Annotated in this window: 16 protein-coding genes; 4 read left to right on the top strand and 12 right to left on the bottom strand. The window is 43.9% G+C overall.

Annotated features, from left to right (window positions below; all coding sequences use genetic code 11):
• The first annotated feature begins 285 nt into the window (after positions 1–285).
• From LIR34_RS11985 to LIR34_RS11975, 3 genes are all read left to right on the top strand, one after another.
• The gene (locus LIR34_RS11985) at positions 286–1,365 is read left to right on the top strand and encodes an ABC transporter substrate-binding protein (protein WP_173902895.1); all 1,080 of its coding nucleotides are present in this window, start codon (positions 286–288) and stop codon (positions 1,363–1,365) included.
• 93 nt (positions 1,366–1,458) lie between these two features.
• A complete protein-coding gene (locus LIR34_RS11980) occupies positions 1,459–2,379 on the top strand; it encodes an ABC transporter permease (protein ID WP_173902896.1) in 921 nt (306 codons plus the stop codon).
• Positions 2,379–3,173, top strand: coding sequence for an ABC transporter ATP-binding protein (locus tag LIR34_RS11975; RefSeq protein WP_161285345.1), 795 nt, complete (start codon positions 2,379–2,381; stop codon positions 3,171–3,173). Before LIR34_RS11980 ends, LIR34_RS11975 begins: the two co-directional genes overlap by 1 nt.
• A gap of 75 nt (positions 3,174–3,248) precedes the next feature.
• Here LIR34_RS11975 and LIR34_RS11970 read toward each other — a convergent pair whose 3' ends face one another.
• The 9 genes from LIR34_RS11970 to LIR34_RS11930 all read right to left on the bottom strand — a co-directional run bounded on the left by LIR34_RS11970 (position 3,249) and on the right by LIR34_RS11930 (position 13,414).
• Positions 3,249–5,402 (bottom strand): Tex family protein, encoded by a 2,154-nt coding sequence (locus LIR34_RS11970; RefSeq protein ID WP_173902897.1) that lies wholly within the window; start codon positions 5,400–5,402, stop codon positions 3,249–3,251.
• Between the two features lie 34 nt (positions 5,403–5,436).
• The gene (locus LIR34_RS11965; protein WP_173902898.1) at positions 5,437–6,222 is read right to left on the bottom strand and encodes a DUF975 family protein; all 786 of its coding nucleotides are present in this window, start codon (positions 6,220–6,222) and stop codon (positions 5,437–5,439) included.
• Between the two features lie 81 nt (positions 6,223–6,303).
• Positions 6,304–7,512 (bottom strand): aspartate kinase, encoded by a 1,209-nt coding sequence (locus LIR34_RS11960; RefSeq protein WP_173902899.1) that lies wholly within the window; start codon positions 7,510–7,512, stop codon positions 6,304–6,306.
• A gap of 19 nt (positions 7,513–7,531) precedes the next feature.
• Positions 7,532–8,746 carry a homoserine dehydrogenase gene (locus LIR34_RS11955; protein WP_173902900.1) on the bottom strand — a complete coding sequence of 405 codons (1,215 nt, stop codon included), beginning with the start codon at positions 8,744–8,746 and terminating at the stop codon, positions 7,532–7,534.
• 49 nt (positions 8,747–8,795) lie between these two features.
• Positions 8,796–9,248, bottom strand: a complete 453-nt coding sequence (locus LIR34_RS11950; protein WP_161285369.1) for an ACT domain-containing protein — start codon at positions 9,246–9,248, stop codon at positions 8,796–8,798.
• Between the two features lie 139 nt (positions 9,249–9,387).
• Positions 9,388–10,513, bottom strand: a protein-coding gene (gene prfB / locus LIR34_RS11945) for a peptide chain release factor 2 (RefSeq protein ID WP_173902901.1) whose coding sequence is annotated in 2 segments (ribosomal slippage) — positions 9,388–10,437 and positions 10,439–10,513 — 1,125 coding nt in all. Because the reading frame shifts where the segments join, the coding sequence is not laid out codon by codon here.
• Positions 10,514–10,662: 149 nt separating this feature from the next.
• Positions 10,663–11,463, bottom strand: a complete 801-nt coding sequence (locus tag LIR34_RS11940) for an MBL fold metallo-hydrolase (protein ID WP_173902902.1) — start codon at positions 11,461–11,463, stop codon at positions 10,663–10,665.
• 149 nt (positions 11,464–11,612) lie between these two features.
• On the bottom strand, positions 11,613–12,461 hold the full coding sequence (gene dapF, locus LIR34_RS11935) for a diaminopimelate epimerase (protein ID WP_330603712.1): 849 nt from the start codon (positions 12,459–12,461) through the stop codon (positions 11,613–11,615).
• Between the two features lie 149 nt (positions 12,462–12,610).
• Positions 12,611–13,414: a transglutaminase domain-containing protein gene (locus tag LIR34_RS11930; RefSeq protein WP_173902903.1), complete on the bottom strand. Its 804-nt coding sequence runs from the start codon at positions 13,412–13,414 to the stop codon at positions 12,611–12,613.
• Between the two features lie 148 nt (positions 13,415–13,562).
• Between LIR34_RS11930 and LIR34_RS11925 the strand changes: the two genes are divergently transcribed.
• Entirely contained in the window at positions 13,563–14,390 is an 828-nt protein-coding gene (locus LIR34_RS11925) for a helix-turn-helix domain-containing protein (RefSeq protein ID WP_173902904.1), read from the top strand.
• Here LIR34_RS11925 and rhaD read toward each other — a convergent pair whose 3' ends face one another.
• The 3 genes from rhaD to LIR34_RS11910 all read right to left on the bottom strand — a co-directional run bounded on the left by rhaD (position 14,391) and on the right by LIR34_RS11910 (position 16,616).
• A complete protein-coding gene (gene rhaD, locus LIR34_RS11920) occupies positions 14,391–15,233 on the bottom strand; it encodes a rhamnulose-1-phosphate aldolase (RefSeq protein ID WP_173902905.1) in 843 nt (280 codons plus the stop codon). It abuts the gene before it with no gap.
• On the bottom strand, positions 15,220–15,384 hold the full coding sequence (locus tag LIR34_RS11915) for a hypothetical protein (protein WP_207718747.1): 165 nt from the start codon (positions 15,382–15,384) through the stop codon (positions 15,220–15,222). Before LIR34_RS11915 ends, rhaD begins: the two co-directional genes overlap by 14 nt.
• A gap of 149 nt (positions 15,385–15,533) precedes the next feature.
• A complete protein-coding gene (locus LIR34_RS11910) occupies positions 15,534–16,616 on the bottom strand; it encodes a Gfo/Idh/MocA family protein (RefSeq protein WP_173902906.1) in 1,083 nt (360 codons plus the stop codon).
• Positions 16,617–16,645 lie beyond the last annotated feature (29 nt).

Raw genomic sequence — 16,645 nt, 5'->3', positions numbered from 1 at the left:
TCATGCTGTTTCCAACTACCGAACAAAAGAGGCACAACATAATTGTTACGCCTCCTTGCAAGTATCTTTAATATACAATAAGATATTTCAAATTGTCAATAAATTTGGGCTAAATCAAATTTTCTTTTCGACAAACTAATTTTTTTTGCAAAAAATGTATGATTTCCTTATTAAATATCGCCCCGATGTTCTGCAGAATTCTTTTTTACTTCTTGACTTTTACGCGTTGAAGCGTTATACTTTTAAAAAAGTGATTCGATATCATGTATTTCAGGAGGAAGTAAAATGAAAAAGCAGATTTTAGCAGTTGTTCTTTCCGCTGCAATGACAGCTGGCATGGGCAGTGTCAGCGTGCTTGCTGCAGATGATAAAGCAGACGACAAAACTTACAATATCGGTATCTGTCAGCTTGTACAGCACGAAGCATTGGATGCAGCAACTCAGGGATTTAAGGATGCCATCACAGAAGAACTTGGCGACAAAGTAACTTTTGACGAGCAGAATGCTCAGGGTGATTCCAACACCTGTTCTACAATCGTTACAGCCTTTGTTTCTGACAATGTAGACCTGATTCTTGCAAATGCAACTCCTGCTCTTCAGGCAGCAGCTGCCGGCACAACAGACATCCCGATTCTCGGTACAGCTGTTACAGAATACGGTGTTGCACTGGATATTGATGATTTTGACGGAACTGTAGGCGGAAATATTTCCGGTACCTCTGATCTCGCTCCACTGGAAGATCAGGCAGCAATGCTCAATGAGCTGTTCCCGGATGCCAAGAACGTAGGACTTATCTACTGCTCTGCTGAGGCAAACTCACAGTATCAGGTAGATACCGTTAAGGCTGCTCTTGAGAAATTGGGATATACCTGCACCTATTATGCATTCTCTGATTCCAACGATCTCTCTTCCGTAGCTACAACAGCAGCCTCCGAGAGTGATGTAATCTATGTACCTACAGACAACACAGTTGCTTCCAACACAGAGATCATCAACAATATCTGCCTTCCGGAGAAGGTTCCGGTAATTGCCGGCGAGGAAGGTATCTGCGAAGGATGTGGTGTTGCTACTCTTTCCATCAACTACTATGACCTTGGTGTTGCTACCGGTAAAATGGCTCTGAAAGTCCTTGTTGACGGAGAAGACATTTCCACAATGCCGATCGAATATGCACCTCAGTTCACCAAAGAATACAATCCTGAGATCTGTGAAGAGCTCGGAATCACCGTTCCGGATGATTATGTAGCAATCGGTGCAGAGGATGACGCTGCTGAAGAAACAACAGAAGAAGCTGCCGATGATACAGCAGCTGACGAGGCCGATGCAGATTCTGCCGACGACACAACAACTGAAGAAGCTGAATAAGTCTGACAATTAATAATAACAACAAATTTATACAGACAGCGGGAAAGGATTATCCTTTCTCGCTTTCTGTGTTCATCAGGAGGAACAAAGAAAATGAACATTATGAGCTTAATCAATGCACTTCCAGGTGCTGCTGCCCAGGGTCTGATATGGGGAATCATGGCAATCGGTGTTTACCTTACTTTCCGTATTCTCGATGTCGCAGACCTTACCGTCGATGGTACTATGTGTACCGGAGGTGCTGTCTGTGTTATGATGCTGATGAGCGGTCATAACATCTGGGTATCCATGCTTGCCGCAACAGGTGCCGGAATGCTTGCCGGCCTTGCAACAGGAATCTTCCACACATTTATGGGAATCCCAGCCATCCTCGCCGGAATCCTTACACAGCTTGGTCTCTACTCAGCCAACCTCAAGATCATGGGCAAGGCCAATCAAGCTGTCAACGGAAACAAATACGATCTTCTGGTTTCCCTTCGAAACGTAAAAAACGTTCCGATCTACCAGAACACGATCCTTATTGTAGCTGTTTTTATTGTTGTTCTGATCGCGATCCTTTACTGGTTCTTCGGAACAGAGCTTGGATGCTCTCTGCGTGCTACCGGATGTAATCCAAATATGTCCCGTGCACAGGGCATCAACACAGATGTATGTAAAGTGCTCGGACTGATGCTCTCCAACGGACTGGTTGCACTTTCCAGTGCACTCCTTGCACAGTATCAGGGATTTGCCGATGTCAATATGGGACGTGGTGCGATCGTTATCGGTCTTGCTGCTGTTATCATCGGTGAGGCGATCTTTGGAAAAATTTTCCGCAACTTTGCACTTCGTCTTCTGAGTGTTGCTTTTGGTTCCATCCTTTATTATCTGGTACTCCAGACTGTTATCTGGCTTGGAATCGATACTGACCTTCTGAAGATGCTGTCTGCACTTGTCGTAGCAGTCTTCCTTGCAGTTCCTTACTGGAAAGCAAAATATTTCGCAAAACCTACAAAACGTGGAGGTAACAACTGATGCTTGAGCTGAAAAACATTTACAAAACCTTTAATCCGGGAACTATCAATGAAAAGGTAGCTCTGAACGGTCTGAACCTCACTTTGAATGAAGGTGATTTTGTTACCGTCATCGGCGGAAACGGTGCCGGTAAATCCACCATGTTAAATGCAGTCGCAGGTACCTGGATGGTCGATGAAGGCCAGATCCTTATTGACGGAATCGATGTCACCAAATTATCTGAACATAAACGTGCCACCTATCTTGGACGTGTTTTCCAGGATCCTATGACTGGCACCGCTGCTACTATGGGTATCGAAGAAAACCTTGCACTCGCAAAGCGCCGTGGCAAAACCCGTCTTCTGAAACCGGGTATCACCAAGGCAGAACGCCAGGAATACAAAGAGCTGCTTAAGATTCTTGGTCTTGGACTTGAGGATCGCCTCACCTCCAAGGTCGGACTTCTTTCCGGTGGACAAAGACAGGCTCTGACACTTCTGATGGCTACGCTCCAGAAACCAAAGCTTCTGCTTCTGGATGAACATACCGCTGCTCTTGATCCTAAGACTGCAGCCAAGGTTCTTGAAATCACAGAAATGATCGTAAACAGAGATCACCTGACGACCATGATGATCACACACAATATGCAGGATGCGATCATTCATGGAAATCGTCTGATCATGATGATGGAAGGCAGAATCATCCTCGACATTCAGGGTGAAGAAAAGAAAAAACTGACCGTAAGAGACCTCCTCGATCAGTTTGAAAAGGCCAGCGGCCAGGAATTCAGCAATGACTCTGCTCTGCTGAGTTGATAAAACTGAACAAAAACGCTGCAGGGATTGTATCCCTGCAGCGTTTTTGTTTTCTGAACCACCATATACCGTCTTCTACTTTGTTCCCTTCATAGAAAGACTGATTCTTTTTTTCCTGAGGTCTACGCCGATCACGCGCACATCCACAACATCTCCAACAGACACTGCCTCAAGCGGATGTTTGATATATTTCTCGCTCATCTCTGAGATATGCACCAGACCGTCCTGATGCACTCCGATATCCACAAATGCTCCAAAGTCAATGACATTACGGACTGTTCCCTTAAGGATCATTCCTTCCTTCAGATCCTTCATGTCAAGGATATCTGTACGAAGAACCGGCTTCGGCATTTCATCTCGCGGATCACGTGCCGGTTTTTCCAGCTCTTTTACAATATCACGAAGTGTAGGCTCTCCTACACCAAGTTCCTCTGCCAGCTTCTTGTAATTCCTGATCTGCTTTGAAACACCACTGAGTTTGCCTCCTGCGATATCCTCCGGTGCATAGCCCAGCTTCTCCAGAAGCTTCTGTGCCGCTTCATAGCTCTCCGGATGTACACTCGTTGCATCCAGCGGATTTTTGCCGCCTGTGATACGTGCAAATCCCGCACACTGCTCAAATGCTTTCGGTCCGAGCTTGGCAACCTTCAGAAGCTCACGACGACTCTCAAATCTGCCGTTCTCCTCACGATACGCAACGATATTCTTTGCAATTGCCTTACTGATACCGGAAATATACTCAAGCAGAGATGCAGACGCTGTATTTAAGTCCACTCCGACCTTATTCACACAATCTTCAACGACTCCACTCAGTGCTTCACCAAGCTTTTTCTGGTTCATATCGTGCTGGTACTGACCAACACCGATAGACTGCGGTGTAATCTTGACAAGCTCTGCAAGAGGATCCTGAAGACGTCTTGCGATAGAAGCCGCACTTCTCTGTCCAACATCAAAATTCGGAAATTCCTCTGTCGCCAGTTTGCTTGCGGAATATACAGATGCACCGGCCTCATTGGTGATCACATACTGTACCTTCTCCGGAATTTCCTTCAGAAGTTCCACGATAATCTGTTCAGACTCTCTGGAGGCTGTTCCATTTCCAAGAGAAATCAGAGAAATTCCATATTTGCGGATCAGCATTTTGAGCGTGTCTTTTGCTGCCTGGATCTTCTTCTCGTTTGTCGGTGCGGTCGGATAGATCACTGTCGTATCCAGCACCTTTCCTGTTGCATCTACAACAGCCAGCTTGCAGCCTGTACGGAATGCCGGATCCCATCCCAGAACAACTTTACCTACAATTGGAGGCTGCATCAGAAGCTGCTCAAGGTTTTTGCCAAAGACATGAATTGCCCCATCCTCTGCATTTTCTGTCAGACTGCTTCGGATTTCCCTCTCAATCGCCGGTGCGATCAGACGCTTGTAGCTGTCCTCCACCACTTCTCGAAGAACCGGTGTTGTGACCGGATTTTCTCTTACAAGCACCTGCCTCTGGATCCATCCAAGAATCTCTTCTTCCGGTGCATTCACCTTTACTGTGAGGATTTTTTCCTTCTCACCACGGTTCAGTGCAAGGACACGATGTCCCGCAAGCTTCTTGATCGGCTCCTCGAATTCATAATACATCTCATATACAGAAGATTCCTCCGGCTTCTTTGCCGCAGATGCAACAGAACCCTTTTTCATAGTGAGGTCACGAATGTAGATTCGGTAATCTGCCTCATCTGAAATTGTTTCTGCCAGGATATCCTTTGCACCGTTCAGTGCATCTTCCACTGTCTCCACACCCTTTTCAGCAGAAACAAAGGCCTGTGCTTCCTCCTCCAGCGGTTTCTTTGTCATCTGAAGCATGATGATATTTGCCAGCGGCTCCAGTCCTTTTTCCTTCGCAATAATTGCTCTTGTACGTCTCTTCGGACGATACGGACGGTAAAGATCCTCTACTACTACAAGAGTCTTTGCATCCAGAATCTGTTTTTTCAGCTCCGGTGTCAGTTTGCCCTGTTCTTCAATACTTGTAAGAACCTGTTTCTTTTTGTCTTCCAGATTTCTCAGGTAAAGAAGTCTTTCATGCAGTGAACGAAGCTGTTCATCATTCAGAGAACCTGTTGCTTCCTTTCGATAACGGGAAATAAAAGGAATCGTACATCCCTCATCGATCAGTTTCACAGCGGCTTCTACCTGCCATTTTTCTACTTTGAGTTCATCAGTTATCACCTGAATAATATCCATAAATAAAAATCTCCTTTTGTGCCCTTAATAAATGTCACGCTTCTGCATTATAATCGTCTGATGATGCATTTCTGTAAATAACTTCTTCCTGCTTCGGCTCATCAAACTCTCCCAGAATATCTCTGTAAAAAGCGGTTTCAGACGCTTCCATATACGGAAGAACCCACAGAAGTGGAAGCCCCATAAGCAGAAGCGACACGATCAGCATCGGAGCAAAACTTAACTGCAGCATAAGATACTGCCAGATGTGTCCCTTCATCAAACGTCTGCTTTCTTTGAGAGATTCCACGCCTCCCATCTGCGGATTATCTGCAAGAAGATAGAAACTAAGTGCAAATGGTACCGTGATAAGTACATTCAGTACTATACTCAAAAGCATAACTCCAAAAGTCAGTTCCATCCACAAAAGCTGTGCGTCTATTGTACTTCCGGGAGTTGCCAGATACATAACAAAATAAAACGGAAGCTGAGAAACTGTACTCAGAAGTGCCATCACAAAGGCTACGATCAGCACACGGTCCGGCTGGTTGTGGAACATATACAGAAGGTTTCCAAGACTGAATTCTCTTCCTCTGCTCATATTCAGCATCATATAACTGTACCCTGTGCTGAACACCATAGCGATCAGAGAAACAACAAATACAAAAACTTGTCCCAGTATAACTTCCAGGACAGCTTCTCCCGGAAAAAGTTCTGCCGAAACAATAGTTCCCAGAAAATCTACAGCCATATAGGCCAGCATTCCCGCAATCGCAATTCCCCAGTTTCCTCTGAGTACTGATTTCGCAGTTTCCTTCCAGTATTTTCGATTTTTTTTCATCCTTGATTCCTGCTTTCCAAGTTAAAACTCAGTAAAAATTCCATCCCTGAAGCCACAGAGATGGAATTCCTTTTGTTTCGGTTAATCTGCCAGGTTAAATGCGTCATGTACCGCATTCATCGCTCTTATTCCGTCTTTCTCGTTGATAAGAACGGTTACACGGATCTCTGAAGTGGAGATCATGTTGATGTTGACGCCCTCGTTATAGAGGCTCTCAAACATCTTCGCTGCAACACCCGGATTGCTCATCATGCCTGCTCCGACAATAGAAAGTTTGGCAATATTTCTCTCAGAATGCAGTTCCTGATATCCAAGTCTTGCCTTATTTTCATCCAGAACTGCCATTGCCTCTTCCAGATCTTTGTCATCTACGGTAAAAGAAATATCCTTAGTTCCTGCACGTCCGATGGACTGAAGGATCACATCTACGTTGATGTTTTTCTTTGCCAGCACATCAAATAATTTGAATGCCACTCCCGGAATATCTTTCAGACCGATCACGGCAATTCTTACTGCATCTGTATCAAGCGCAACTCCGCTGATCAGCATTCTTTCCACTGTTACTTCCTCCTTTACAACAGTTCCCTCACTGTTATTTAAGCTGGAACGTACCACAAGCGGCACGCCGTATTTCTTGGCCATCTCTACAGAACGATTATGGAGTACACCGGCACCCAGAGTTGCCAGATCCAGCATCTCATCGTAAGTGATCTCCTTGAGTTTGCGTGCTGTCGGAACCTTGCGCGGATCTGCTGTGTACACTCCGTCTACATCCGTATAAATCTCACAGGCATCTGCATGAAGTGCCGCTGCCAGAGCAACTGCTGTAGTATCAGAACCGCCTCTTCCAAGTGTTGTATAATCATCGTATTTATTGATTCCCTGGAATCCTGTCACAACGACGATCTTGTGATTTTCCAGTTCTCTTTTGATTCTCTCAGTATCAATCCTCTTAAGTCTTGCGTTGCCATGGACGCTTGTGGTATGCATGGCAACCTGAAATGCATTCAGAGAAACGGACGGAATACCCAGTTTATCAAAGGCCATAGCCATCAAGGCCACAGACATCTGCTCTCCGATCGTAAAAAGCATATCCATTTCACGTTTCGGCGGCTTCTCGTTGATGTCTTTTGCCATGGTGATAAGTTCATCCGTATATTTACCCATAGCCGAAAGAACAACTACCACATCATTGCCTTTTTTGTATTCCTCTATACATCTTCCGGCAACATTAAAAATACGCTCTTTATTTGCCACGGAAGTACCGCCGAATTTTTTTACTATTAACATAGCTTCTCTCCCAAAACGGTCAGTCTTTCACACGGATCATCGTGATCACACTGCCATTTAATTCCTGAACTTTTTCTTTATATTCTCCCTGTTTCATCTTAGTTGTGATAAATCCAAATTCACCCGGGAGGCTCTTGAGATTTACAATCTCTACTTCATCAAAAACTGCCTTTACCTGATCCACTGTTGTTCCTTTGACTCTCACAAAGAATCTGCCCTCAACCTCATCCATTGGAATCAGTTCAAGCGGTCTGCTGGACCAGTTTGTCATAATATTTCTGTGGAGGTGCTTTGCTTCATCTACCACATCGGCTACTACTGCACTTGCAGTCGGAAGCTTGCCTGCACCGCTTCCATAAAACATTGCATCACCAAGTACATTGCCATGGACAAATACTGCATTAAATACATCATTTACGCTGTAAAGAGGACTGGTCTTCCCTACAAGGAACGGTGCAACCATTGCATAGAAAGAATCATCTCCAATCTTGCGGCTGGTTCCGAGAAGCTTGATCGTCATATCAAGTTCTTCTGCATACTGCATATCTTCCGGAGTGATTCTAGTGATTCCCTCTGTATAAATATCCTCATAATTCAGGAATCTTCCATATGCCAGTGAAGAAAGGATTGCAATCTTACGGCACGCATCATATCCCTCCACATCAGCTGTAGGATCTGCTTCCGCATATCCTTTGGCCTGTGCTTCTTTAAGAACGGCATCAAACTCACAGCCTTCTGTACTCATCTTGTACATCATGTAGTTTGTGGTTCCATTCAGGATACCTGTGATCTCATCAATCTCATCTGCTGTCAGAGAAGAGTTCAGTGCACGGATGATCGGAATTCCACCGCCGCAGCTTGCCTCAAACAGGAAGTTTATATTCTTTTCCCTTGCAATCTCCATAAGTTCCGGGCCGTGTTTGGCAACCAGTGCCTTATTGGATGTGCAGACACTCTTTCCGGCTTCCAGAGCACGCTTCACGAAGGTATATGCAGGTTCGATCCCACCCATAACTTCTACAACAATATCCACTTGCGGATCATTTGCGATCACATCATAGTCATGGACAAGAACCTTCTCAACCGGATCTCCCGGAAAGTCTCTCAGATCCAGTACATACTTGATATTAATGTCTGCACCAGCTCTCTTATTAATGCTGGCATGATTTGTATTGATAACCTCTACCACACCGCTTCCAACTGTACCATATCCTAATACTGCAATATTTACCATAGTCTCGTTTCCTCCTGCGTTCTTTCTTCTCTGTAACTATTCACAGCAACTATTCTCTTCCAAGAATCTTCAGATAATGGATTCCATCCCTCTGTTCGATCTCGTCCACCATAGCCTCAGCATCTCCCTCACCCGGCAGAATATCTACACTGAGGGTAAGAGTTGCCACTCCATTGATCGGGATGCTCTGATGGATCGTCAGGATGTTTCCATGGAAACGTGCAATAGTCTGAAGCACAGCAGACAAAATTCCCGGTTCATCATCCATCTGAATGATGAAGGTGATCGTCTTCCCTCTGGCTTCTTCATGAAAAGGAAAAATATCATCCTTATATTTATAAAAGGAGCTCCTGCTGATCCCCGTCTGTTCTGCTGCCTCCTGCACAGTACTTACCTTCTCTGAGTCCAGTAATTTCTTTGCCTGTACTACTTTCAGCAAAACCTCCGGAACCGCCCGCTCCCTGACTACAAAATACTTCTTTTTTTCTGTTATTTTCCCCATGATGACCTTTCTGCCTCTACTGACTTTACCCATTTTAAACATATATCCCTCTCAGGAGATGTCTGTTTCAAAAAAACAACTGTTTTCCTATGAGGGATATGTTATCACACCTGCACAAAGTCTGCAAGGTTTTTTTGTTTTATGATTCGACCGGTTTTTTGGATAATGCGATCCATTTCAGGTAGGCATTGATGAACGGATCAATGTCTCCGTCAAGTACTGCATCTACATTTCCGGTTTCTTCATTTGTTCTGTGATCCTTAACCATGGTATATGGCTGCATAACATAGGATCTGATCTGATTTCCCCAGCCGATATCAGTAACTTCTCCACGGATACCGGAAAGCTTTGCCTCTGCCTCCTGCTGCTTGAGAAGGAACAGCTTTGCTTTCAGCATCTGCATGGCCTTGTCCTTATTCATATGCTGAGAACGCTCATTCTGACACTGTACCACAATTCCTGTCGGGAAATGTGTGATACGGATCGCAGAAGAAGTCTTGTTGATATGCTGTCCACCGGCGCCACTGCTTCGGTAGGTATCAATACGGATGTCCTCATCATTGATCTCTACATCCAGATCCTTCTTGATATCCGGCATAACATCGCAGGATACAAAGGATGTCTGACGTTTACCCGCTGCATTGAACGGAGAAATACGCACAAGACGATGAACACCTTTCTCTGATTTGAGATATCCATAAGCATTCTCTCCATTAACCTGGAAGGTTACGGACTTGACTCCGGCCTCATCACCATCCAGATAGTCCAGCACTTCCATAGAAAATCCCTTGCGGTCTACCCAGCGACTGTACATACGATAAAGCATTCCACACCAGTCACAGGCTTCTGTTCCGCCTGCTCCGGCATTCAGCTTAATGATCGCATTCTCACTGTCATATTCTCCTGACAGCAATGTCTTAACACGGATACTGTCAAAATTCTTCTGGAATTCATCCAGCATCTCCTGAATCTCCGGAATGATCTCCGGATCATTTTCTTCATAGCCCATCTCGATCATGGTTTCCATATCTTCCATCTGTGTTTCCAGACTGTGATAGATCTCCATGTCGTCCTTCATGCTCTTGAGCTCTTTCATCTTCTGCTGTGAAACCTCGGCATCATCCCAAAAATCCGGTGCCTCCATTTCTCGCTCTAATTCTTCAACCCTCTGCTCTTTGTTAGCGAGGTCAAAGTGAATCCCTCACTTCCACTAATGGTTCTGTGTATGTTGCAAGAATACTCTTGAACTGATCTAATTCAACCACAGCTTCACCTTCTTTCTATATATTCATACTTTTATACCATATCATAAATTAGGGAAAACTGCAAGATTTGCGGGGGTGGAAAGAGGTAAAAAAAGCACCCCACCGCACATAAAAATTTACAATATCTGTACGATGAGGCGTTATGCTGATTACAGCTGGATTCTCTCCAGATCATCCGGAACAAAGAGGTTTCCGTGGAAGTATTTCTTTCCTTCTTCTGTGTAAAGTTCTTTGCGGTGGGCGATGTTCTTGTCCTCTGTATGGTAAAGAATCAGGTTCTGTACGCCGAGCTGTTCTGCCAGTTCACTGGCGTCTTTAGCTGTAGAGTGATGTTTCTCATATGGTTGGAATCTGTCTGCCTGGTCAAAGAGACAGAAGGCTTCATGAAGGAGCCATTTGCTGTTTTCGGCGTATTTTTTCTCACATTCGTTGTATGGCTCATCACCGCAGCAGGTGAATTTCTCACCGTTTCCCATATCCATGCAGAAACCAAACTGTTTTGCCTTGGTAGACTGAATATCAAAAAATGTCGTCTTATGTCCCATAAGGGTTCTTTCTTCTCCATCCTCCACAACTACGAGATGCAGGCGGTCTCCGATATAGCAGGTCTGTTTCTTCGGATAGAGCATCTCCGCCATCTCTTTGAGGATGCGGATCACTTCCTCATGTCCGTAAATAGTTGCCTCTCCTTCATACTGTCCCTGTTTCATGTGCTGACAGATCATTCGGATCATCCAGACGATTCCCATGATATGATCTACATGTTTGTGTGTTACAAAAATCTCACGCATATCCATCCAGTCAAATCCGGCATGTTTCAGCTGTGCGAGCAGAGTGTTTCCACCGCCGCCGTCAACCAGCAGGTGCTTGTCCCCATCTCTCAGTACAAAACATGTATTATAACACTCTGTGACCATTGCATTTCCTGTTCCCAGCATTGTAATATCCATAAAAATTCCAGCCTCACTTTCACATTCTCTAATATTTTTTCGGATATATCTTATCATAACTGAAAAAGAAAGGAAACAGCATTTGCCGTCTCCTTTCTCAATTTGACATTCATTTTTCTTTATCATTATAATAAAAATTTTCAATATTTTTATGAGAAAAAGCTCTCTGCCACACTCATATCTGCAACATATCCCACACTTCCGGTCATGTAGATGGTTCCATCCTCGTGAATATCGATCTGGATCATTCCACCCGGCTGGTTAACATTGACTCTGTTCTCAGTCAGACCGAGTTTATACGCTGTCACTGCTGCTGCACAGCTTCCTGTTCCGGATGCTTTGGTATAACCTGAACCACGCTCCCAGATTTCAATGTCAAGATTTCCTGTGTCAATCTTGCGGCAGATCTGAAGGTTCATCCTCTCCGGAAATTCGTCTGCATTTTCCACATATGGTCCAAGTTCTTTTGCCTGTTTTGCACTTACCTGATCCATAAAGATGATGCAATGTGGATTTCCAATCGTCAGGCAGCTTGCCTTATAAGCTTCATGATTAAATGTGAACTCTTCATTAATCACTTCACGCATCTCACCGGTCACAGGAATCTCTCTGGACAGGAAAGATGCCTTTCCCATATTTACACGAAATTCCGTGGCACGACTGTTCAGACACTCTACTTCTACAGCACCAGATAAGGTCTCAATTTTGAACTTTTTCTCTTTGACATATTCATGGTCAAGAAGATATTTTGCAAAAATACAGACACCATTTCCACTGATTGCGGCCTCGCTGCCATCGGAATTATAAATATGCACGCCCATCTTTCCGTTGATGTCCACCGGTCCGTACAAAACACCATCTGCTCCAAGTCCGAAACCTCTCTGACACATCAGAGCAACTTTCTTGCCCTGCAGCTGTACACGGTTTTTGTTTGGATCCAGTACCAGATAATCATTTCCAAGTCCCTGATATTTTATCATTGTAATGCAGTCTGTCATTGTCATGCCCTCCCGCTTTGTTTTGCTTATATTATTTCCGCTGTTATCACAGCCTCTGGAAACTTTCAATCATTCGATACTTCCAGTATATAAGCTATTTTTTACAATGTATATAGATTAAAATGCGATTTATATTGCAAAAAATGCGTTTATGACCATTTAACTGCTCCATTTCTGGAAATCATTGTATAAGCTTTATCGCATCTCAGACGAAACGGATACTGCTTTCTTGTGACAAGGTACAGATTTCTTCCGGTATGTGCCCTTTGCATACTGCAGTCCAGCATTCTCCAGTATTTTCCGCACTTCACCTCACACCATCCATGCGGTGATAAGGCAGCATACGGTCCTCTTGCAGTAACCGCCCCACAGACCACGCGTGCATCATATCCCAGAACCCGCGCAATATATGCCATTGCAGAAGCATAATAATAGCAGTCACCCCTTCGACGGCTGAACATATACCTAGCACAGGACGCAAGCTGCTTTGCCCGTGGTGCTTTATCCGTCATATTATAATATGGATATTTTAACAATGCCCGGAAACAGGTTTTCAGACGTTTTGAAGGTATATCCGTCGCTTTTGAAGAACTCATAACAAAAGCAACTGCCTGACGAACCTCCCTTGTTGTAACTCTTACTCCTGTTTTATCTACATAATAGTATCCCTTCGACTTTGATCCTACAATACGGTTTGTGACAAGTCTGCTGTTTCTGTCAAAATAATAATATTTGTTTGAAATTTTTTTCCAGCCTTTTGCCTTTACTCCTTTTACAGAATAATATCTGCTGTTCTTCTGAACAAACCATCCTGTATATACTTTATTATTCTGGTATACGATTCCCTTCCGGACAGTAATTCCGGATGCGGCAGATATATTGACACTTCCTGCCATCAGCATGATGACCGCCATAAGTACCGCCGTTATTTTGATCCATAACTTTCTTTTCATCCTCTCATCTTTCCCTCTACTGTTCACTCCGTTCACAGTAACTCTTTCCCTCCATATATGCTAGTTTTTATTATACACTACTTTTTTTCTTCTGAACACTTCATTATAATAGATGATGATATCTTATAACCAATCAGGAGGGGTTCCCATGGATTATTCTCAGTATTCCCTTGCCAAAACCGGCTATCTCAAAGAAGACTTCCGGCTTTTTCATATCAACGACCGCACGGACCGGGAGTTTGAATGGCACTATCACGACTTTCACAAAATTATCGTCTTTGTCTCCGGCAAGGTCACTTATCATATAGAAGGAAAAACATATCAGCTTAAGCCACAGGATATTCTTCTTGTCAGTCAGGGGGCAATCCACAAACCCGAGATTGATCCATCTATACCATATGAGCGCTATATTTTCTGGATCAGAGATGACCTGTCATCCCCGGAACTCAACACCTGCTTTCAGAAAGCCAATGACCGAAGCTTCAATCTCATTCGCCTGGACTCTGCTCTCCAGGAAAAACTTAAAGATCTCCTGCCAGAAATTGAGCATTCCCTGCGCGATACACAGTTTGGCGATTCCATTCTCAGCAAAGCACTTTTTGCACAGTTCATGATCTATATCAACCGGATTTTTCTTAAAAGCAGTACTGCTCCAGACCAAAAGTCCTACTCTTCGGACTCTCAGGTGGAGCAGCTTCTGAAATATATTAATCGGAATTTATCAGAAAATCTCTCAATCGATCATCTCGCCGAAAGATTTTTCTTCAGTAAGTATCATATGATGCGGAAGTTTAAAAAAGAGACCGGCTACACGATCCACAACTATATCATCAGCAAACGACTGCTTCATGCCAGATCCCTTATTGCTCAGGGAATCCCTGTCATGAAAGCCGCCATGCAGAGCGGATTCCAGGATTATACTGCCTTTGTCCGTGCCTATAAGAAACAGTTCGGCACGGTTCCTACGCAGAGATAATCATTGTTTCTGATTTTCCTTGTCATACAGGAATTCTTCCGGCAGACTCACATGGAAATCTTTTTCCAGTGCACGGAAATTATCCGGTGTGATCGTCTGAAGTTTATGCGGTGTCATGGAAAGGATCTTGACAAGGATCTCGGCTGATTTCTCTACTGTATGAAGCAGACCAAAGGTCAGGTCAAAGTCCTCTCCGGAGCAGAACATTCCATGATGTGCCCAGATGACAACATCATATTTCTTCATCAGTTCTGCTGTCTTAATGGCAATCTCTCTTCCGCCCGGAACCATCCATCCGATGACACCGACACCATCCGGAAATACGACCGGACACTCTGTTGCGGATTCCCAGAGTTCTCTTGTAAATACCTTGTCATCCAGCGGAAGAACAAAGGTCAGTGCAATGGTGTTTGTGGTATGTGCATGATAGATAACACGATGTCTTCCATTGGTAAGTTTCTTCTTCACTTCATGGTTCATCAGATGAGTCGGAAGTTCACTGGTCGGTCTGCCGCCCTCAACAAGTCCCCAGCGGATTCTGTATCTGGTTCCGGTTTCATCCAGTTCGATGATTGCCAGACATACTTCCGGGTCTACGATGATGTTTCGGAAATATTTTCCGCTTCCTGTCACAAGGAAAAATTCTCCTGCCAGCCCCGGAACTTCCACACCAATTTCTTCCCATTCTCCCGGTGCGTTCAGTCGCGGCTTGATCATCTCTACTTCTTCCGGTTTCAGACGATAACTTAAGTTACCGCCGTTTCTCTCATGCCATCCCTGCTGATAACCGTCATCTGCCATTTTGATAAAGCCTTTTACGAATTTGGATTCAAGAATTTTCATTATTATACACTCCTGTCTGTTTATATGATTTGTGGTTTTGTTTTTGGTTTATTTTATTTTTATGTGGTTTTTCTTTGTTTACGAGTGCATTATATATTGTTTTATGTGGTTTGTAAAGAGGTTTTTCAATAAATCTCTCACAAATCCACATTTTATTTTTGGAATTTTTTCTGCAGTATTATACAAAGCCACAAAATAAAGCACCAAATACACCAAAACTCATTTCAAAGAAATTTTTTTGGTACATTCAGTGCTTTTATTTACAAGTATCTTTATAAAGTCAGGATTCTCTTTTTGGCTTTATTTCTGTGCCCATGGCTGAGTTCTGGTCTCAACTACAGTCACTGGATTCTCCAGAGCTTCATCCATCTTAAGACAAATGTACATATCCTGCAGTGCATCTGCCATTCCATAAAATTCTGCACCTCCGTTGACATACTCATGCATTTTTACCATACAGGAAGCAACTGCAATCTCGTCATCGTTGAACCTTGCGTTAATAAAAGGTGTGCGGAACAAAAATTCCTCACCCAGCATAACTGCATAATGTGACCATTCCTGATTTCCATACACACCAAGATCAATTCTTCGAAGATCCTGTGTAACTGGAATATTCTGCTCATTCAGATAGCGAATGGTAAGGTCATCGATCTCACCTCGTGTTCCCTGCACGGTAAGCTGTCTGGTTCGAATAAAAGAATGATACTGCGCCGGATCAGAAAAATCAAAATATGCCACTTTACCATTGTCGAATTCCATCGTCAGGCGATCTCTAGAGCATTTAACAATCTCTCCATCAAAAATCATTCCTTCTCTTCCATATGTTTCCGTTACATCAAACCAGTAACGTTTTCCGTAAATCCTGCAGTTCTCAAATCCTGTTCCGAGGAACTGACGGATAATACTTGCACCGTGATATCCATGAAGAGAAGAAATATTGATATTTTCGACTTCACCAAGCTTTCCATCACAAATTGCCTTGTACCAGGACGCATAGAGCGGCTGCAGGAAATACTGTTCTGCCACCTGCACCTTTGGCCGATACTCCTGATAAGCATCCCAGAGCTGCTGCAGTGCTTCCACATCTTCTCCCGGAGGCGTTTCCGTCAGTACCGGGATTCCTCTTTTAAACAAAGTAATCAGATTTTCTGTGACGATTCCCCGTTTGATCGCCATTACAACAAACTCTGGCTCTTTTTCCACAAGCTCATCCAGAGTATTGACTACTTTTACACCAAATTTTTCAGAAAAAGCCTCTCCTTTTTCTTTACCTCTTATCATTACTGCTGCCAGATCAAACATTTCCGGCAGAGCTTTGGCAATACGAATATAAAATTCAGCTCTCCAGCCGGAACCGATCAGTCCAAAACGAATTTTACTCACGTTTCTGTCCTCCCAAACTCATTGATGTC

It is taken from the genome of Blautia sp. MSK17_66 (assembly GCF_020538025.1).
Lineage (GTDB): Bacteria > Bacillota > Clostridia > Lachnospirales > Lachnospiraceae > Blautia_A.
The sequence above is the reverse complement of the archived record's forward strand: the minus strand, read 5'-3'. Positions and strand labels throughout refer to the sequence as shown.